Below are 18,033 nucleotides of genomic sequence, written 5' to 3'. Positions count from 1 at the left end.
GGATGTGGGACGCCTTCTCCGGCGCGGCGAGCTCGCTCTCCGGCCCGTTGCCGGACCCGACGACGGACGCGGGGTGGTCGGGCGATCACCCGAAGCGCGTCGGCTTCTTCACCGATACCTCGGTGTGCATCGGCTGCAAGGCCTGCGAGGTGGCGTGCAAGGAGTGGAACCTGGTGCCCGACGACGGCACCGACGCCTCCGACCTCTACCGGCTCACCGGGATGTCGTACGACAACACCGGTGACCTCGGCGCCTCGTCGTGGCGTCATGTCGCGTTCATCGAGGACGTGCGGCCGCACGGCAGCGCGACCGCGGCGCACGGCGGCCCGCCCAGCGGCGTGCCGGTCGACTCGCTCGCCACCGGGTTCCTCCCGTCCGGGCTGCCGGCGGTGACCGACGGCGCTCCGTCGACCCCGACGCTGCGCGCCCCCCGCGACGCCGCCACGGCGCCGGCTCCCGGCGAGACCGTCGACCTGCTCGCGCTCCTGCCCGACACGGGCGCGCACGGCCAGCAGACCCCCGACGACGAGCGGGACGTCCGCTGGCTGATGTCGTCGGACGTCTGCAAGCACTGCACGCACGCCGGCTGCCTGGACGTGTGCCCGACGGGGGCGCTGTTCCGCACCGAGTACGGCACGGTCGTCGTGCAGGACGACATCTGCAACGGCTGCGGCTACTGCGTGCCGTCCTGCCCGTACGGCGTGATCGACGTCCGGGAGGACGACGGCGGCGCCCACAAGTGCACGCTCTGCTACGACCGCCTCGGTGCGGGCATGGAGCCGGCCTGCGCGAAGGCGTGCCCGACGAACTCGATCCAGTTCGGCGACCTCGACGAGCTCCAGGCCGCCGCCGACGCGCGGCTGGCGGAGCTGCACGGGCGCGGTGTGACCGAGGCGCGGCTCTACGGCCGCGATCCCGACGACGGCGTCGGCGGGGACGGCGCGTTCTTCCTGCTCCTCGACGAGCCCGAGGTCTACGGCATGCCGCCGGAGCCGATCGTCACCACCCGCGACCTACCGGAGATGTGGCGCAACGCGGCACTGACCGCGGTGGGTCTCGGCGCGGCGGTCGTCGCGGCGTTCTGGGGAGGCCGGAAGTGACCGACGCCAATGCGGCCGAGATGCCGGAGCGTGCACGGATCGACCGCGACGCGGTGAAGCCCCGAGGGCAGAAGAGCCGGCGTCGGGGGCGCGGCGACGAGCTGCAGGTCCCCGAGGCCGAGTTCCGCTCGTACTACGGGCGCCCGATCATCAAGGCGCCGGTGTGGAAGAACCCCGACGTCCCGCTGTACCTGTTCCTCGGCGGGCTGGCCGCGACCTCGTCGGGTCTCGGGGCGCTCGGCGGGGCCACCGATCGGCCGACGCTGCGACGGACCGGGCGCCTCGCCGCGGCCGCCGGTGCGGCCGGCGGAACCGTCTTCCTCGTCCACGACCTGCATCGTCCGAAGCGCTTCCTGCACATGCTGCGGGTGTTCAAGCCGACGTCGCCGCTGTCGGTGGGCACCTGGATCCTCTCGCCGTTCGCGACGTTCGCCGCCGCGACCGCGGCCTCGGAGCTCACGGGCCTGTTCCGGCGCGCCGGCGACGCGTCCGGGGCGGTCGCCGCGGTGATCGGGCCGGCGCTCGGCACGTACACCGCCGTGCTGTTCTCGAACACCGCCGTGCCGACCTGGCACGAGGCGCACCGCGAGCTGCCGATCGTGTTCGCCGGCAGCGCCGCGGCCGCCGGCGGCGGGATGGGGCTGGTCGGGGCTTCGGTGCGCGACAACGTCCCGGCGGCGCGGCTGGCCGTGGCGGGCGCGGTCGTCGAGCTGGCGGCCGGCGAGTTCATGGAGCGCAAGCTCGGCCTGCTCGGCGACGTGTACCAGAAGGGCCGCGCGCACACGTTGATGCGCGCGTCGAAGGCGTGCCTGGCGGCGGGCGCGGTCGGCGCGGTGCTGGGCCGGCGTCACCGCTGGTCGGCGGCGCTGTCCGGGCTGGCGCTGATGGCCGGGTCGGCGCTCACGCGCTTCGGGGTGTTCGACGCCGGCATCGCGTCGGCCAACGACCCCGCACACATCGTCGTCCCGCAGCGCGAGCGCATCCGCCAGCGCCAGGCGACGACCGGCACCGACGTCGCGCCGCCGGATCGCACGTTTGCCTGACGGCTCGTGAGCGCTCGGCCGTGTCCTGGCACGGCCAAGCGCTCACACCTCCCGAGGTGCCGTCGTCCCCCGCCCGTGTGACGATCACCCATCGTGCCGGAGGAGGTGGACGTGTCGGGCGTCTCGGACGTGTCGGTGGGTCCTCGTCGCACCGGGCCGCCACCGTGGGCCGTGGCGCTCGGCTTCGGGGTGCTCGTGGTCGCCGGGCTGCTGTGGGCGAAGTGGGCGCCGTACTGGGTGAAGGTGCCGTCGGTGGCCGGGTCGCACTCGCTCGGGCCGTCGATCCTCACCGGCGGGGAGCCGACGCCGCCCGGCGTGTCGCTGTCCGCCGGGCTGCGCTTCGCCGGCACCTACTTCCTCGCGATCTGGCCCGCGCTCGTCGTCGGGCTCGTGCTGGCTGCGGCGGTGCAGGTCGCGCTGCCGTCGGCGTGGCTCGCCCGGCTGTTCGGGAGCGGGGTCCGCGGCGGCGTGCGTGGCAGCGCGCTCGCCCTGCCGTCGATGATGTGCAGCTGTTGCGCGGCGCCGCTGACCGTCGGGCTGCGCCGCCGCGCCGCGGACCTCACCGCGACGCTCGCGTACTGGCTCGGGAACCCGGCGCTCAACCCCGTCGTCCTCGCCTTCTGCGCCTTCGTGCTGCCGTGGCCGTGGACGCTGCTGCGCGCGGGCGCCGGCCTCGCCGTCGTCGTGGGCGCGGTGGCCCTCGCCCGGTGGTGGAGCGGGCCGGCGACGGTGGACGCGACGTCGGTCGTGCCCTCGGAGACCGCACCCGACGCGCGTCCGCTCGCCGTGCGCTTCCTCGCGGCCCTGGCGCGGCTCTCGGTGCGGCTGCTGCCCGAGTACCTGCTGCTCGTGGTCGCCCTCGGGGCGTTGCGCGGCGCGCTGTTCCCGGTCGGCTCGACGCTGCTCACGGGGACGGGGATCGTCCTCGGCGTCGTCCTGCTGGCCGTCGCCGGGACGCTCCTGCCGATCCCGACCGGAGCCGAGATCGCGGTCGTCGCGGCGCTCCTGGCGGTCGGGGTGTCGGGGCCCCTCGCCGCGGCACTGCTGATCACCCTGCCCGCGCTGAGCCTGCCGTCGCTGCTCATGGTGCGCGGGGTCTTCCCGCGAGGGCTGCTCGTCGCCGTGACCGGGCTGGTCGTCGGGGTCGGGGTCCTGACGTCGGCCTTCGCCCTCGGCCTGTGAGTGGTCGTCCGTGCTGGGCGATGAGGGGAGCGCGGAGCGCAGAATGGGCGACGTGAGCGACGATCCCCGCCGGCGGGTGCCGCGCACCGACGCCGTGCTCGCCGACGCACGCCTCGGCCCCGCGCTGGCGACGCTGGGGCGGGCGCGGGTCAAGGAGGTCGTCGTCGCCGCGCAGGACCGGGCGCGGGCCGGGGAGATCGCGCCGGAGGCCGTCGCGGACGAGGTGGTCGCGACCCTGCCCCTGACCTCGGCGACCCTGCGCCCGATCCTCAACGCCACCGGCGTCCTTCTGCACACCAACATCGGGCGCGCCCCCCTGTCCTCGGCCGCCCGGGACGCGCTCGACCTCGCGGCCGGGACCACGGACGTGGAGCTCGACCTGGCGACCGGCGGGCGAGGTCGGCGGGGCGCAGGGGCGTTGGGCGCGCTGGCCGCGGCCGTCCCCGACGCCGGCGGCGTGCACGTCGCCAACAACGGGGCGGCGGCGCTGATCCTGGCGGCGACGGCGCTGGCGTCAGGTCGCGAGATCGTCATCGCCCGCGGCGAGATGGTCGAGATCGGCGACGGGTTCCGACTGCCCGACCTGCTGGAGTCCACCGGCGCACGGCTGCGCGAGGTCGGCACCACCAACCGCGTGCACCGCGCCGACTACGCCGACGCCGTCGGGCCGGACACCGGCATGATCCTCAAGGTCCACCCGTCGAACTTCGTCGTCACCGGGTTCACGTCGTCGGTGCCGGTCGCGGACCTGGTCGGGCTGGGTGTGCCCGTGGTGTCCGACATCGGGTCGGGGCTGCTGGCGCCGCACCCGCTCCTGCCCGCGGAGCCGGACGCGACCAGCGAGCTGCGCGCGGGGGCGGATCTCGTCACCGCGTCGGGCGACAAGCTGCTCGGCGGACCCCAGGCCGGGCTGCTGTTCGGTGACGCCGACCTCGTGCACCGCCTGCGTCGCCACCCCCTGGCCCGGGCCCTGCGCGTCGACAAGCTGACGCTCGCAGCCCTCGAGGCGACGCTGCGGGGTCCGCTGCCGCCCGTGCGGGCGATGCTCGAGGCCGATGTCGAGGACCTGCGGGCGCGGGCCGTCGTGCTCGCCGGGAAGGTCGGCGGGATCGCCGTCGATTGCGCCGCTCAGGTCGGCGGGGGCGGTGCGCCGGGGGTGGAGCTGGCGAGCGCGGGGGTGGCGTTGCCCGTCGAGGCCGCCGAGGCGCTGCGGACAGGCACCGATCCCGTCCTCGCCCGCGTCGAGCAGGGGCGGTGCGTGGTCGACCTGCGCTCGGTGCCGCCCGAGGCGGACGCCCGGCTCGCGGATGCGATCGCCCTGGCGCTGGTTCGAGCTCCGGGATGAGGGTCGTGGCCACCGCCGGCCACGTCGACCACGGCAAGTCGACGCTGGTCCGCGCGCTCACCGGGATGGAGCCCGACCGCTGGGCCGAGGAGCGCCGGCGGGGCATGACGATCGACCTGGGTTTCGCCTGGACGACACTGCCGGCGCTGTCCGAACCCGTCGCGTTCGTCGACGTCCCGGGGCACGAGCGGTTCGTGACGCAGATGCTCGCCGGGGTCGGACCGGTGCCGGCCACGATGTTCGTCGTCGCCGCCGACTCGGGGTGGATGCCGCAGTCGACCGAGCACCTCGACGCGCTCGACGCCCTCGGGGTGCGCGACGGCCTGCTCGTCGTCACCCGCAGCGACCTCGCCGACCCGGAGCTCGCGCGGGACGAGGCGCTCGAGCACCTGTCCGAGTCGTCGCTGGGGCGGCTGCCGGCGGTGTGCGTGTCGGGCGCGACGGGTGCCGGACTTCCGGAGCTGCGCGCGGCGTTGTCGGACCTCGTCAGCGGGCTGCCCGTCCCGGACCTCGACGCCGACGTGCGCCTGTGGGTCGACCGCGCGTTCACGGTGCGGGGGGCGGGCACGGTGGTCACCGGGACGCTCGGGGCGGGCACGATCCGGGTGGGCGACGAGCTCGCTCTGGGCTCGCGCACGGTCACCGTGCGCGGGATACAGGCGCTGGGCGAGAGCGTCGACCCCGTCCGTGCCGTCGCCCGGGTGGCGCTGAACCTGCGGGGCGTGGGGCTCGACGAGGTCGGGCGCGGCGACGCGCTGACGACGCCCGGGCGCTGGTTGCGCGGGGACGTCGTCGACGTGCGCGTGGGACCGCCGCGGGGCGCCTCGGCCGCAGTGGAATTGCCGAAACAGGTGATGCTGCACGTCGGGTCGGCGGCGGTGGCGGCGCGCGTGCGGCCGCTGTCACGGCCGGGGGCGCCCGACGATCCCTCCGGCGTCACCCGCACGGTGCGGCTGACCCTGCGGGAGCCGTTGCCGCTGCGCCCCGGCGACCACGCGCTGCTGCGCGATCCCGGCGCGCACCGGGTGCTCGGCGGGGTCACGGTGCTCGACGTGCGCCCGCCCGCGCTGCGTCGTCGCGGGGCGGCGGTGGCGCGGGCCGGGGAGCTGGCCGGGACCGAAGGCGTCCCGGACGCCGCCGGTGAGCTCGCGCGGCGGCGGCTGATGCGTCGGGACGACCTCGTCGCGCTGGGCGCCGAGGTGCCGGCCGACGTGCCCGCGGCGGGCGGGTGGCTCGTCGACCCGGGGCACCTCCCCGTGCTGGCGCGGCGGTTGGTCGAGGCGGTCGTCGCCCACGGCGAGGCCCAGCCCCTGGAGGCGGGCCTGCCTGCCAAGGCCGCGGCGCGTGCGCTCGAGCTGCCCGATCCCCGCCTGCTCGACCTCGTCCTCGCCGAGCCGGGAGCGTCGTCGCTCACGGCCGCGGGCGGGCGGGTCCGGCGACGCGACGCGGGCGGGTTGCCCGACGCGGTGCAGGCAGCGGTCGCGGCGGTGCGCGCCGACCTCGCCGACGCCCCGTTCGCCGCCCCCGAGGCGTACCGGCTCGCCGAGCTCGGCCTGCGGACCCGCGAGCTGGGCGCGGCGGTGACGGCCGGGGCGCTGCTCAAGGTCGGCGACGGGATCTACCTGGCCCCCGACGCCCTGGACGTCGCCGTGGCCCGGCTGGCGGACCTGCCCTCGCCGTTCACGCTCTCCGAGGCCCGCCAGGCCCTCGGAACCACCCGCCGCGTGGCGGTGCCGCTGCTCGAGCACCTGGCCCGCCAGGGCCGCACCCGCCGCGACGACGAGGGTCGGCACGTCTTGCGGTGAGCCATGCAAGCCCTGCGTCCACGCTGGCACTCAACGCCAGGAAATCCGCGTTGATCACCGGGCTCGCGGCCCGGTTCCCCGCCGGGCCGACCCGGGCCAGGATCGAGGCCATGGATCTGCGTCGCGACCTCGCCCTCGGCGCACGGCTGGCCGTGATGCGCACGGGCGGTCTGGCGATGGCGCTCGCCGGCGACCCCGTCCTGCGTCTGCTCTACCGGCCCTGGATCGACGACCCGACCCGCATCCAGCGGCAGCTGCGCGAGGCCGCCCAGCCCTACGCGAGCCGCAGCGGCGTGCTCGTCGTCGCCACCGCCGCGATGTGTCGCGAGGTCGTCCGCGACCGTCGTTTCCTGGTGCGCCCGCGGAACGGCGGCTCGCTCGGTGGGGCCCTCGAGGGCCGGCGCGACCCGCTGCTCGAGCCCGTCGAGCTGTCCTTCCTCGGCATGGACCCGCCGGAGCACACCAGGCTGCGGCGCCTGGTCGGCGGCTGGTTCACCCCGGCGCGGGTCCGCTCCTACGAACCCCTGGTGGCCGGGCTGGCCGAACGGCTGGCCGACGAGGCCGTGGCGCGCGGCCGGTTCGACCTGGTCGCCGACGTCGCGACGCCGCTACCGGCCGCCGTGATCGCCGAGATCCTGGGCGTGCCCGAGTCCGACGCGGGCGCGTTCGCGCGGTGGGGCCAGGCCGTCGGCGGCGGGCTCGGCGGCGTGCGGTCGCTGCGTGCCCTGCACCGCCTGGACCGCGCCGTCGCCGAACTGCGCGCGCTGCTCGGCGGCCTGCTCGACCGCCGGCGCCGCGACCCCGCCGACGACCTCCTCAGCCACCTCGCGCGCGAGGAGGTCGACGCCGACGAGGCCGTCAGCCTCGCCGCGTTCCTGCTGCTCGCGGGGTTCGAGACGACGAGCACGCTGCTCGGCAACGCCGTCGCCGCGATGACCGACGCCCGCGAGCCCTGGGCGCGGCTCGCCGCCGACCCCGGCCGGGCGGGCGACGCCGTCGAGGAGAGCCTGCGCTTCGAGGCGCCGATCCAGTTCACCGCGCGGACGCCGCACGAGACCGTGCGCCTCGGTGACCGCGACATCGAGCCGGACACCGTCGTCATGGCGATGCTCGGGGCCGCCGGCCGCGACCCGGCGGTGCACACCGACCCCGACGTGTTCGACCTCGACCGGCCGACGAAGGGCGAGCACCTGGCGTTCTCCGGGGGCATCCACTTCTGCCTCGGCGCGCCGCTGGCCCGGCTCGAGGCACGGGTCGCGCTGGCGGCCCTGGCGGAGCGGATGCCGACGCTGCACCGGGAACCGGGCGCGGCGCGACGGCGGTCGCTGCTGCTGCGGAGCTACACGACGCTGCCCGTGGGCGTGTGATCGACGCGGATTTGCTGGCGTTGAGTGCAAGCGTGGACGCAGGGCTTGCACTCGCTCAGATCGCCGGCGGGTCCTGGAGGTCGGCGCGCAGGGTCGCGAGGGTGCGCGTGAGCAGGCGGGAGACGTGCATCTGGGACACGCCCACGCGCTCGGCGATCTGGGTCTGGGTCATGCCGCCGAAGAAGCGGAGCATGACGATCGTCCGCTCGCGCTCGGGGAGCTTGCGCAGGGCGGGCTGCACGGTCTCGCGGTGCTCGACCTGCTCGAGCTCGGCGTCCGCCGAGCCCAGGACGTCGGCGAGCCGGCCGGACGACGGGTCGTCGACGAGCATGTCGTCGAGGCTCGAGGAGCGGTAGGCGTTCGCCGCCTCGAGCGCCTCGAGCACCTCCTCGCGGCTGCGCTGCAGGTGTTCGGCGAGCTCGCCGGCGGTGGGGGCGCGGTTGAGCTCCTGGGACAGCTGCGGCATCGCCGAGCCGATGGCCAGACGCAGGTCCTTGAGCCGCCGGGGCACGCGCGTCGACCACGCCTTGTCCCGGAAGTAGCGGCGGACCTCACCGGTGATCGTCGGGACCGCGTAGGACAGGAAGTCCGAGCCACGCTCCGGGGAGAACCGGTCGACGGCGTGGATGAGTCCGACCGTCGCGACCTGCTCGAGGTCCTCCTGCGGCTCGCCGCGCTGGGCGAAGCGGCGCGCGATGTGCCGCGCCAGCGGGAGGTAGCCCTCGACGAGGCGGTCACGCAGCGCCTCGCGGCGCCGGTCGCCCTCGGGCAGACCGGCGTGCTCGAGGAGCATCGGCACGAGGTGCTCGTAGGAGTCCTCGTTCCGGGAGCTGCGCTGAGGTGCCCCGCCCGCGCTGCCCGTCAGCGGGCGCGCCGGCTCGCTCACGGGTTGAGCCGTTGCTTGCGCAGGTGGATGCCGAGCCACTCCGGGTCGGCGTCGAGCACCTCGGCGTCGTCGGTGAGCGTGGTGAGCACGCGCCAGCCGAAGGTGTCCTGGCGCAGGGTCGCCTCGTGGCGCACCGGCACCCGGCAGATGACGTCGATGCGGCCCTCGGACATGACGAACCCGCAGCGCAGCTGTCCGCCCTCCCGCGCGAGCGGCACGAGCGCCGAACAGGCCTCGTCGACCGCCATCCGCAGGTCCGAGACGGCGTCGAGGTCGAAGTCCGCCCGGGCGGCCAGATCGGCCGCGACGGCGCGCACCGACGGGATCAACGCCGGGTCGGCGTGCACGCGGACCTCGACGGGCGTCGGTGTCTCCGCCAGCCCGGCCGACCCGGCGGCACCGGGATCGGAGGTGGCGGTGGACGTGCGATCACGCTGCTGCGGTTCCGGCGTCTGCACGGCTGCTGATCTCCGTTTCGCGGCAGGTGAGGGGGTGGATGGCGCGGTCACCGTATCGGCGGAGCCGGCGCGGGCGGCAGGGCCCCGTGCCGGCGTCCGACTCATCCGGCGAGCGCGGCCTCGACCGACGGGTAGAGCGCGAACAGGTCGGTCAGGCCGGTGGCCTGCAACGGGCGGCTCACCGGGCGCGAGTTCGCGACGAGGCGCAGGGCCACGTCCCGATTCCGCGACTCGTCGAGCGCCTCCACCAGCAGAGCCAGGCCGCTCGAGCCGAGGAACTCGACCGAGAGCATGTCCAGCACGAGCACCGTGGGCTTGCCCTGGAGCTCCTCGTTCACCTTCGCGCGCAGCGCAGGCGTCGTCAGCATGTCGATCTCGCCGGCAAGCCGGATCACCGACGCGCCGTTCGACCGCTGCACGTCCACGCCCAGCGGGTCCTCCGCAGTGAGGTCGTCATCGGTGGCCACGACGTCTGGTCCCCCTCCGGTCAGTCGGGTGTGGTCCGAACTCGGCGTCGGTCCTGGGAAAACGTACTTGCCGTGCTCGTGACCCTACTCGTCACCCCCCGTGGGCAGGAGTTCACGACGCCGATGACCACCTCCGCGTGCCGTACGGCACCGGACCGGGCCGGGCGCCGCCCACGATCGTGCGGGTCGCTGGGCCGTTCAGGGGTGTTTGCCGTCGCGGAGCGAGGGGGATACCGCGGCTGTGCTGGCGCGTCGGAGGACGTCCTCCGTCCTGGCGCCCCGACTGGGAGGATCGCCATGGCCGACATCCGACTCCTGCCCGGCCCCATCATCGACGAGTGGGACTGGCAACTCCACGGCGCCTGCCGCGGGATGGACTCGAGCTTCTTCTTCCACCCCGACGGTGAGCGGGGCCCCCGACGCGAGCACCGCGCCGCCGAGGCCAAGCGGGTCTGCGCGTCCTGCCCGGTCATCGAGCCGTGCCGTCGCCACGCCCTCGCGACCCGCGAGCCCTACGGCGTCTGGGGCGGGCTGACCGAGGACGAGCGACGCCTGGCCCTGCGCGGAGGCCGTCGTACGGACGACCAGGCCGGCGCCGTCGTCTACGAGGCGCCCTCCCCCGTCTCGAGGTAATGGCCCAGAGGTAGTGGCCCAGAGGTACTGGCCTAGAGGTACTGGCCGCCGTCGCCCCCGCCCCCGCCCTGCGCGGGTCGGCTGCGGCCCTGCCGCATCTGCTCGAGCTGGCCCCGCGCGGCCATCTGCTGCGCGAGCACGGCGCTCTGGATGCCGTGGAAGAGGCCCTCGAGCCACCCCAGGAGCTGGGCCTGCGCGATGCGCAGCTCGGCCTGGGAAGGCGCCGCATCGGACGCGAACGGGAGCGTGATGCGGCGCAGCTCGTCGCGCAGCTCCGGCGCGAGCCCCTGCTCGAGCTCGCGGATCGACCGTTCGTGGATGTCGGCGAGACGCGCCCGCCCCGCCTCGTCCAGCGGCGCCGACCGGACCTCCTCGACGAGCTTGCCGACCATCCCGGCCACCCGCATCACCGCGCCCGGGGAGGCCACCAGCTCCCCCGTGCCGGCGCCCTCCCCCGCTCCCGACGCCGCGGCCGCCGCCAGGGCCGACGACGGCCGTTCGTCCTGATCACTCATGGCCCCATCATGGCGGGCCGCGCACCTCCTGGCGCAGCTGGTACCCGCCGCGGCCACACGGTCGCGGACCGGGCGCTTCGGTGCCACGGGAGCGGGGTATGAAGGGCCCGAGGTGAGTCGTGGACACAAGGATCAGGCTGGCCCTCGACACGACGGGGGACGCCGGGACGAGGGTGCGTGGCGAGGCCGCGCCCGACGACGGAGCCGCGGTGGACGAAGCCGAGGCGCCGCACGTCGTCGTCGTGGCCCTCACCGGACCGCTGTCCCAGGTCACCGCCCGTCCCCTCGCCGAACGGCTCGTCGAGCTCCTGCGCCGCCACGGCGGTGTCGTCGTGGACGTGTCGGGCATGAAGCTCACCCACTCCGGCGCCGTGCACGCCTTCGCCGAGGCGGCCGCGCTCGCCGGGGAGTGGCCCGACGTGCGGCTGGCCCTCGCCGCGCCGGACGCCACCACGGCCGCCCTGCTGGTGAGCTCGCGGGTCGCCCAGCGGGTGCCCGTGCACCCCGACACGGCGACGGCCGTCGCCCACCTCGACGAGCGCCCGGAGCTGGTGCGCGGCTGGTGGCGGTTCACCGTCGACCCGCAGGCCCCGGGGGCCGCGCGCGGGCACGTCCGCCGCGTCTGTCACCGCTGGGCCGTCGACGAGGAGGCACGCGAGGCGGCCGAGATCGTCGTGACGGAGCTGGTCACCAACGCCGTCGAGCACGCGGCGAGCGCCTCGGTCGTCGAGGTGGAGCGACGTGAGCACTCGTTGCGGCTCACCGTCCGCGACTTCGACCTCGCCCCGGTGCCCGAGGCCCACCTGCCGGAGCCGACGTCTCCGCGCGGGCGCGGGCTCGCCATGGTCGCCGCCGTCTCCCGCGCCTGGGGCGTCGAGTCCCACCGCGACGGCAAGACCGTGTGGTCGGAGATGACCACCACGGCCTGAGTCGGCCCGGGACGGCCCGCCGTGAGGGCTGAGACGTGGTCCCGGAACCCGGAGGGCGAGGCGGGCCGTCGCACGCGCTGGGCATGGTCAGGCGCGCAGCGCGGGGCCGAGCAGCAGCCCGCCGTCGATGACGAGCTCGGATCCGGTGATGAAGGCGGCCTCGGGAGAGGCGAGGAACACGAGTGCGCGGCTGATCTCGTCCGGGTCCCCGATCCGCGGGACGGCGAAGGGCTCGGGATCGAAGGCCTCGGCGATGGCCGGCACCCCGTCGGCGAGCGGCTCGGTGATCAAGGGTGTGGACACCACTCCCGGGGTGAGCGACACGACGCGGATGTCGTCGCGTCCCAGCTCCAGCGCGGCGGTGCGGGTCAGTCCGCGCACGGCCCATTTCGCGGCGACGTACGGTCCGAACGCCGCCGTGCCACCGTGGGCCATCGTCGAGGCGACGGTGACGATCACGCCGCCGCCGCCCCGGCGCATCGAGGGTGCGACTGCTCGGATCCCGAGCGCGGTACCCGTGACGTTCACGGCGGTGACGGTGTCCCACAGGCTGCGGTCGGCGTCCTCGATCAGCGTCGGCGGGTGCTGCACTCCGGCGTTGGCGACCAGGACCGAGATGGGCCCGAACCGTTGCTCGGCCGCCGCGACCGCGGCCGTCCACTGCTGCTCGTCGGTGACGTCGAGTCGGACCGCGAGCGCTCTCTCCCCGAGCTGCTCGGCCAGCGTGACCCCGGCCGCCTCGTCACGCGCGGCGATGACCACGGCAGCACCCTCGCGGTGGAACGCCTGCACGTGGCTGCGCCCCATCCCGCCGGTGGCTCCGGTCACCAGCACCGTCTGACCCTCGAAGCGTCCCATCGTGCCCTCCTCCGTCCAGGAGGTGAGTCGATCCGCTCACCTCATGGCGAGGCAACCACCGTCGGTGAGGTGAGTCAAGCGGCTCGCCTCGTAGGTGGGTCTCCGGCAGGATGTCGGCCATGGACGGGAACGAGCGGGCGCCGGCCGCATCGTCGGGGGCGGCGCGCTACCACCGTGACCTGGCCCTGAGGAATCGGGCGGCGCTGCTGGGTGCTGCTCGTCGGCTCTTCCTCGACCTCGGCTACGACGGCACCTCGTTGGCGAAGGTCGCCGCCGAGGCGGGGGTCTCGCGGGCCACGCTGTTCAAGCAGTTCCCGACCAAGGCCGAGCTGTTCAGCGCCATGGTGACCACGTCGTGGGCCACCGAGGACGAGCAGGACCCACCCGTGCCCGGTGATCCCCTGGCCGCGCTGACGACGCTCGGCACCCGGTACGCGGACCTGTTGACCCGCCCCGGGATGGCCGACCTGTTCCGCATCGTCATCGCCGAGTTCCCGCGCTTCCCCGAACTCGGGCGCACGCACTTCGACCTGGGCAAGATGCCGTTCTTCGACTCGGTGCGCGACCACCTGCTCGCCGAGCAGCACGCCGGCACCCTGCAGTTCGAGGACGCCGATCTCGTGACCACCCAGTTCCTCGGCATGATCGCCAACTACGTCCTCTGGCCCCGGATGCTGCTACTCGACTGGGACCCGGACGCGGCGAGTGTGGCGCGTGCGGTCGAGGAGGCCGCGCTGACGGTGCACGCACGGCACTCGGTGAGTCCTCTCGGGGCTCGGAGCGGGCGAGGAGACGCCGCGGGTCGATGAGCGTCACGCCTCGACCGAGACCCGGTCTCAGGCGGCTGCCGCCTCCGGGGGCTCGCGGTGGGCGAGCAGCTCGAGCACGGCGCGCTCCACGTGGGCGCGCATCGCCCGGTCGTCGAGCCCGCCGCCCTCGCGGACGGCGTCCGCGATCGTGCGGCCGTTCTCGAAGTGGCTGACGAGCACGGGGTCGACGTAGGAGCGCCGGCAGACCGCCGGGGTGTTGCCGAGCTGCTCGGCCACGGATTTCATCGTCCGCGTCACCGCGCTCTTGAGCTTGCGCTCGGCGCGCGGCGGGCTGCCGGTGTCGTCGCACTCCCCCGCGAGCGCCACCGCGGCCTGCACGCCGGCGTTCCAGGTGCGCAGGTCCTTGGCGGTGAACTCCTCTCCGATCAGCTCGCGCACGGCGTCGTTGACGTCCTGCGCGGTGACGTCGTGCCACGGCCCGCGGTCGCCGCCGCGCCCGCCGCGCCGGAAGGCCAGGAGGTCCTCGCCCCCGCCCCGCCGTCGCTTCAGGGAGCTGACCAGCCCGTGGATGTGCTCGTCGTGCAGCGTGATCCGCCGCGGGACGCCGGACTTGGCGATGTAGCGGAACTCGACACCGCCGTCGCGGCGGGCCACGGCGTGCTCCCGGCGCAGCGTGGCGAGCCCGAACGACGCGTCGCCGGGCGAGTCCTCGTTGGCGTACTCCTCGTGCCCGACCCGGAAGACGCCGAGATCGAGCATCCACACCGCGCCGGCGAGCACGCGGTCACGTCCGAGGCCCTTGCCGCGGGCGAGGCGGGCGTCGATCTCGGCCCGGGCGTCGCCGATGACGCGGCCGAGGCGCGCGACGCGGACGAACTTCTCCTCGCCGCGCTGCCGGGTCCACTCCTCGTGGTAGCGGTACTGGCGACGCCCCGCAGCATCGGTGCCGACGGCCTGGATGTGGCCGAGGGGGTCGGGGCAGATCCAGACGTCCTGCCACGCGGGCGGGATGACGATGGCGTTGATCCGCGCCAGGTGCGCGGCGTCGGTGATCGCCTCGCCCGTCTCGCGGTCGAAGTAGCTGAACCCCTTGCCGCGCTTGCGTCGGCCGATCCCGGGCCCGTGGGGCTCGATGTGCACCAGATCCACCGGTCGGGCGTACCCGTGCTCCGCCAGGTGCGAACGCCGGGTGATCGTCACGTTTCCGGGCCTGCCCCGGCGCCGATCCCGGCAGGACTCCTCCTCGCACCGGAAGGTGACCGTGCTGCACGAACCGCTCGACTCGACCCTGGCCCCGCCGGCCTCCGCTCCCGACACGCTCGCCCCCGACACGCTCCCCGCAGCGCGCACCCCGGCCGATCTGCTCCCGCTGGCGCGCCGCGCCCGTCGCGACACCGGCTCGGCCCGCGAGTTCGCGGTCGCCCTGCTCGCCCGCGGCTGGGCCGCGACCAGTGCCGCCGCACTCTCCGGCCTCGCCCTGAGCGCCGTGACCGCGCTGTCGCGCGTCCGCCGCCCGGGCACGGCCGCCGACTCGGTGGCCGACGACGTCGCCGCCCGCGCCCGTCGTCGCACGGCCCGCCTCACCTGACATCCTGCGCTCCCCGCCCCATCTGACCCAGGGAGTCCACCGGTGCCCGTCGAGCCCGATCTCGCCGAGCTCGCCACTGCCCACGGCATCGCGGTCCGCTACCGCGACAGCTCGGAGCGCGAGATCGAGCTCGACCGCGACGTGGTGATCGACGTCCTCCAGGCCCTCGAGGTGGACGCGTCGTCGCCCGCCGCGCTCGCGACGGCGCTGGACGCCGTGCGCGGTGCGGACCCCGACGCGCTGCCGGCGACGGTGGTGGTCGACGAGGGGCAGGACCGGGAGCTGCCGGCCGCGGGCGTCGTGACGCTCGAGGACGGCGCGGTGCGCGAGGTGGGCACGACGCTGCCGACCGACCTGCCCGTCGGCTACCACGGGCTGGCCTGCCGGGGGCAGGACGTCACGCTGATCGTGGCACCGCCCCCGCTGACGCCGCCGCCGGAGACGTGGGGGTGGATGGCGCAGCTGTACGCGCTGCGCTCGGCCGACTCGTGGGGCTGCGGCGACTACGCCGACCTCGCCACGCTGCTCGCGCGGACGGCCGGGGAGCAGAACGCCGGCGCGCTGCTGGTGAACCCGCTGCACGCGCTCGCGCTGGACCCGCGCGTCGAGGCCTCGCCGTACTCGCCGTCGAGCAGGCGGTTCCTGCACCCGCTCTACATCCGCGTCGCCGACACGGCGGCCTACGGAGCGGCGCCGGCGCCGGTCCGGGACGAGGTGGACGCGCTGCGTCCCGCGGACGGCGAGCTCGTCGACCACGACGCGGTGTGGGCGGCCAAGGGCGCGGCGCTGGCGCTGCTGCACCCGTACGACCCGGCGGCGCCGTCGGACGTCGAGGCCCTCGAGGAGGGCCAACGGGACGTCGCCACCTGGTACGCGCTCGCCGAGCGCCACGGCAGCGACCTGCGTTCGTGGCCGTCGGGCCTGGCACACGTCGGGGACTCGGGGGTGCCCGACGCGCGGGCCGAGCTCGCCGATCGGGTGCTCTTCCACGCCTGGTGCCTCGATCTCGCCGACGCCCAGCTCGGCGTCGCACATCGTGCGGCCGAGGGCATGGCGGTCGGGCTGATCGCCGACCTCGCCGTCGGCTGCTCGTCCGGCGGTGCGGACGCCTGGACGCTGGCCGACGCGCTCGCGCCCGGGGTGACCGTGGGCGCGCCGCCCGACGACTTCAACCAGCAGGGCCAGGACTGGGCGCTCCCGCCGTGGCGACCGGACGCCCTGGCGGCCTCGGGGTACGCGCCGCTGCGGTCGATGATCCGCGCGGTGCTGAGCCACGCCGACGGGATCCGCGTGGACCACGTCGCGGGGCTGTGGCGGCTGTGGTGGATCCCGCCGGGCCGCGGTGCGCGCGAGGGCGCGTACGTGCACTACGACGCGCGGGCGATGCTCGCCGTCGTCGCGATCGAGGCGTCCCGTGCCGGCGCCGTGGTCGTCGGCGAGGACCTGGGTACCGTCGAGCCGGAGGTCACCGAGGGGCTCGCCGAGCGCGGCATGCTGGGGTGCGCGGTGCTGTGGTTCCAGCGCGACGAGTCCGGAGACCTGCTCCCGCCCCGGCTCTGGCACCCCGAGACGCTCGCGAGCGTCTCGACCCACGACCTGCCGACCGCCGCGGGGTTCCTGCTCGACGAGCACGTCCGGGCGCGCGCCGAGGCCGGGGTGCTCGACGACGTCGAGGAGGCGCGCGCGGCGGCCGCACGGGACCGGGCCGAGCTGCTCGCCCTGCTGGCGTCCGAGGGGTTCGGGGTGTCGGAGTCCGCGACGTCCGACGAGGTCGTGCTCGCGATGCACCGGCTCCTGGCCACGGCCCGCTCGCGGATCGTGCTCGCGGCGTTCACCGACGTCCTCGGCGACGTGCGCCAGCCCAACCTGCCCGGGACCGTCGACACCTACCCCAACTGGCGCATCCCGCTGTCCCAGTCCCTCGACACCCTCCTCGCCGACCCCCGCGTCACGGCGGTGGCGTCGGCCCTCCGTGAGCGAAGTCCGGGCCGATAGGCCCGAAGTTCACTCACGGCAGCGGGGGCACGAGAGAAGTGGGTCGGCCCATCCGAGCCACCGGACGACGGCTTCGACCTCCCTTGCCGTGCGGCACGGGAACCTCGTCACCTCGTCCCAGCCGAACGGAATCGCCGGGGTGGCTGCCACGGCAGCAGCCACGCTCCGTCGACGGTCGATGAGGGCGGTGAGCCGGTCCCGGTGGTAGCCGAAACCGTCGAGCCGCACGACTGCCGCGCCGTCGGGGAGGTCGTAGGTGATGTCCTCGTAGCGCTGCACTCCGTCGACCAGGACCGGCCCCTGACGTCGTCCCTCAGGGAGTCCGTGGGCCTTCTCGACATCGACGAGGTACTGATGTTCCAGCGCCGAGAGGACGCCCTCGCGCAGCAACCTGATGGCGTCCTTGATCGGCTGGAGGAATCGCGGCGGCCTCCGTAGCTCCACGGCTCGCTCGAGATCCAAGGGGTGCACTCCGGCGTCCAGCGCGAGCTGGTGGGCCCGTCGAGCGGCCTCGTGGCGATCCGGGGCCGAGTTCACGAGATCGAGCACGGTGTGGACGCGGCTGGTGCGCGGCGGCTCTTCGCCGCGAGCGGCGATGTGCGCGAAGGCCCGCGATCGATGCACCCTGACGCCGTCAGCCCGCGCCGTGGAGCATCCGTAGCGCACCGTCACATGGATGGCGGCCGACGCCTCCTGCTCGAGGAAGCCGTGAAGCTCTCCCGCCGTCTCGTGGCTGAGCAGGGCAGCGCCACCGCAGGCGAGGAGCGCCGCCGTCATCTGCGCGGCGCGCGTCAGCGGTCCTGAATGGAGCGCGTACACGCCCTCGTGCACGCGCCGCCATCGTCCGGCCTCGACCTGCGCCCGGATGCCGTCGTCTGTGAACCCGCGCGCCAGGAGCTGCGCCCGCGTCACGACACGGTGTTGCTGAGCGAGCAGTAGTCGCCAGTTGTCGAATTCGTCCATACCGAGTTCGACGCCGACGGGCGCTGCTCGGCTCCATCGGCACGAGTTGTGAGCGATGTTGGGGCCTATAGGCCCCTGTGATGTCTCAGCACATCTGACACAGGTCTGTCTCAGCACATCGGAGACAGG

General features: G+C 74.9%; 18 protein-coding genes. 11 read left to right on the top strand and 7 right to left on the bottom strand.

Annotation, left to right across the window (positions count from 1 at the left end):
* Positions 1-2 precede the first annotated feature (2 nt).
* From PH189_RS29800 to PH189_RS29775, 6 genes are all read left to right on the top strand, one after another.
* A complete protein-coding gene (locus PH189_RS29800) occupies positions 3-1,100 on the top strand; it encodes a 4Fe-4S dicluster domain-containing protein (RefSeq protein ID WP_274192503.1) in 1,098 nt (365 codons plus the stop codon).
* On the top strand, positions 1,097-2,143 hold the full coding sequence (gene nrfD / locus PH189_RS29795; RefSeq protein ID WP_274192492.1) for an NrfD/PsrC family molybdoenzyme membrane anchor subunit: 1,047 nt from the start codon (positions 1,097-1,099) through the stop codon (positions 2,141-2,143). Before PH189_RS29800 ends, nrfD begins: the two co-directional genes overlap by 4 nt.
* Positions 2,144-2,236: 93 nt before the next feature.
* Complete coding sequence (locus PH189_RS29790; protein ID WP_274192491.1) at positions 2,237-3,325, top strand: permease; 1,089 nt, start codon at positions 2,237-2,239, stop codon at positions 3,323-3,325.
* A 43-nt stretch (positions 3,326-3,368) separates the two neighbouring features.
* Positions 3,369-4,670, top strand: a complete 1,302-nt coding sequence (gene selA, locus PH189_RS29785) for an L-seryl-tRNA(Sec) selenium transferase (protein ID WP_274192490.1) — start codon at positions 3,369-3,371, stop codon at positions 4,668-4,670.
* Positions 4,667-6,475 (top strand): selenocysteine-specific translation elongation factor, encoded by a 1,809-nt coding sequence (selB, locus tag PH189_RS29780; RefSeq protein WP_274192489.1) that lies wholly within the window; start codon positions 4,667-4,669, stop codon positions 6,473-6,475. The genes selA and selB overlap by 4 nt, the downstream gene beginning before the upstream one ends.
* A 110-nt stretch (positions 6,476-6,585) precedes the next feature.
* On the top strand, positions 6,586-7,842 hold the full coding sequence (locus tag PH189_RS29775) for a cytochrome P450 (protein WP_274192488.1): 1,257 nt from the start codon (positions 6,586-6,588) through the stop codon (positions 7,840-7,842).
* 55 nt (positions 7,843-7,897) lie between these two features.
* Here PH189_RS29775 and PH189_RS29770 read toward each other — a convergent pair whose 3' ends face one another.
* The 3 genes from PH189_RS29770 to PH189_RS29760 form a co-directional block, all read right to left on the bottom strand.
* Positions 7,898-8,635, bottom strand: coding sequence for an RNA polymerase sigma factor SigF (locus PH189_RS29770; protein ID WP_274192502.1), 738 nt, complete (start codon positions 8,633-8,635; stop codon positions 7,898-7,900).
* A gap of 89 nt (positions 8,636-8,724) precedes the next feature.
* The gene (locus PH189_RS29765; RefSeq protein ID WP_274192487.1) at positions 8,725-9,186 is read right to left on the bottom strand and encodes an ATP-binding protein; all 462 of its coding nucleotides are present in this window, start codon (positions 9,184-9,186) and stop codon (positions 8,725-8,727) included.
* A 101-nt stretch (positions 9,187-9,287) separates the two neighbouring features.
* Positions 9,288-9,653, bottom strand: a complete 366-nt coding sequence (locus tag PH189_RS29760) for an anti-sigma factor antagonist (protein ID WP_274192486.1) — start codon at positions 9,651-9,653, stop codon at positions 9,288-9,290.
* 297 nt (positions 9,654-9,950) lie between these two features.
* Between PH189_RS29760 and PH189_RS29755 the strand changes: the two genes are divergently transcribed.
* Entirely contained in the window at positions 9,951-10,286 is a 336-nt protein-coding gene (locus PH189_RS29755; protein ID WP_274192485.1) for a WhiB family transcriptional regulator, read from the top strand.
* Between the two features lie 32 nt (positions 10,287-10,318).
* Here PH189_RS29755 and PH189_RS29750 read toward each other — a convergent pair whose 3' ends face one another.
* Positions 10,319-10,801 (bottom strand): proteasome activator, encoded by a 483-nt coding sequence (locus PH189_RS29750; protein WP_274192484.1) that lies wholly within the window; start codon positions 10,799-10,801, stop codon positions 10,319-10,321.
* Between the two features lie 119 nt (positions 10,802-10,920).
* On the opposite strand from PH189_RS29750, the gene PH189_RS29745 reads away from it, so the two are divergent.
* The gene (locus PH189_RS29745) at positions 10,921-11,730 is read left to right on the top strand and encodes an ATP-binding protein (RefSeq protein WP_274192483.1); all 810 of its coding nucleotides are present in this window, start codon (positions 10,921-10,923) and stop codon (positions 11,728-11,730) included.
* Positions 11,731-11,817: 87 nt separating this feature from the next.
* Here PH189_RS29745 and PH189_RS29740 read toward each other — a convergent pair whose 3' ends face one another.
* Positions 11,818-12,588 carry an SDR family NAD(P)-dependent oxidoreductase gene (locus tag PH189_RS29740; RefSeq protein WP_274192482.1) on the bottom strand — a complete coding sequence of 257 codons (771 nt, stop codon included), beginning with the start codon at positions 12,586-12,588 and terminating at the stop codon, positions 11,818-11,820.
* Positions 12,589-12,707: 119 nt separating this feature from the next.
* Between PH189_RS29740 and PH189_RS29735 the strand changes: the two genes are divergently transcribed.
* Positions 12,708-13,397 (top strand): TetR/AcrR family transcriptional regulator, encoded by a 690-nt coding sequence (locus tag PH189_RS29735; protein ID WP_274192481.1) that lies wholly within the window; start codon positions 12,708-12,710, stop codon positions 13,395-13,397.
* 27 nt (positions 13,398-13,424) lie between these two features.
* On the opposite strand, the gene PH189_RS29730 is transcribed toward PH189_RS29735, so the two are convergent.
* Positions 13,425-14,507: a DNA topoisomerase IB gene (locus PH189_RS29730; protein ID WP_274192480.1), complete on the bottom strand. Its 1,083-nt coding sequence runs from the start codon at positions 14,505-14,507 to the stop codon at positions 13,425-13,427.
* A gap of 112 nt (positions 14,508-14,619) precedes the next feature.
* On the opposite strand from PH189_RS29730, the gene PH189_RS29725 reads away from it, so the two are divergent.
* Positions 14,620-14,946, top strand: coding sequence for a hypothetical protein (locus PH189_RS29725; protein ID WP_274192479.1), 327 nt, complete (start codon positions 14,620-14,622; stop codon positions 14,944-14,946).
* Between the two features lie 42 nt (positions 14,947-14,988).
* Positions 14,989-16,941: a 4-alpha-glucanotransferase gene (locus PH189_RS29720; protein ID WP_274192478.1), complete on the top strand. Its 1,953-nt coding sequence runs from the start codon at positions 14,989-14,991 to the stop codon at positions 16,939-16,941.
* Positions 16,942-16,950: 9 nt separating this feature from the next.
* Here PH189_RS29720 and PH189_RS29715 read toward each other — a convergent pair.
* Positions 16,951-18,033, bottom strand: a 1,083-nt coding sequence (locus tag PH189_RS29715) for a type IV toxin-antitoxin system AbiEi family antitoxin domain-containing protein (RefSeq protein ID WP_274192477.1), incomplete at its 5' end; no start/stop codon positions are given.

Origin of the sequence: Actinomycetospora chibensis, from assembly GCF_028737215.1 — a bacterium.
GTDB lineage: Bacteria > Actinomycetota > Actinomycetes > Mycobacteriales > Pseudonocardiaceae > Actinomycetospora > Actinomycetospora chibensis.
The sequence above is the reverse complement of the archived record's forward strand: the minus strand, read 5'-3'. Positions and strand labels throughout refer to the sequence as shown.

Bases quoted from the DNA above. Each gene is read 5' to 3' on its own strand.
- PH189_RS29800 (WP_274192503.1), top strand. From the start codon at position 3: ATGTGGGACGCCTTCTCCGGCGCGGCGAGCTCGCTCTCCGGCCCGTTG.
- selA (WP_274192490.1), top strand. From the start codon at position 3,369: ATGGGCGACGTGAGCGACGATCCCCGCCGGCGGGTGCCGCGCACCGAC.
- selB (WP_274192489.1), top strand. From the start codon at position 4,667: ATGAGGGTCGTGGCCACCGCCGGCCACGTCGACCACGGCAAGTCGACG.
- PH189_RS29775 (WP_274192488.1), top strand. From the start codon at position 6,586: ATGGATCTGCGTCGCGACCTCGCCCTCGGCGCACGGCTGGCCGTGATG.
- PH189_RS29770 (WP_274192502.1), bottom strand. From the start codon at position 8,635: ATGCTCCTCGAGCACGCCGGTCTGCCCGAGGGCGACCGGCGCCGCGAG.
- PH189_RS29755 (WP_274192485.1), top strand. From the start codon at position 9,951: ATGGCCGACATCCGACTCCTGCCCGGCCCCATCATCGACGAGTGGGAC.
- PH189_RS29750 (WP_274192484.1), bottom strand. From the start codon at position 10,801: ATGAGTGATCAGGACGAACGGCCGTCGTCGGCCCTGGCGGCGGCCGCG.
- PH189_RS29740 (WP_274192482.1), bottom strand. From the start codon at position 12,588: ATGGGACGCTTCGAGGGTCAGACGGTGCTGGTGACCGGAGCCACCGGC.
- PH189_RS29735 (WP_274192481.1), top strand. From the start codon at position 12,708: ATGGACGGGAACGAGCGGGCGCCGGCCGCATCGTCGGGGGCGGCGCGC.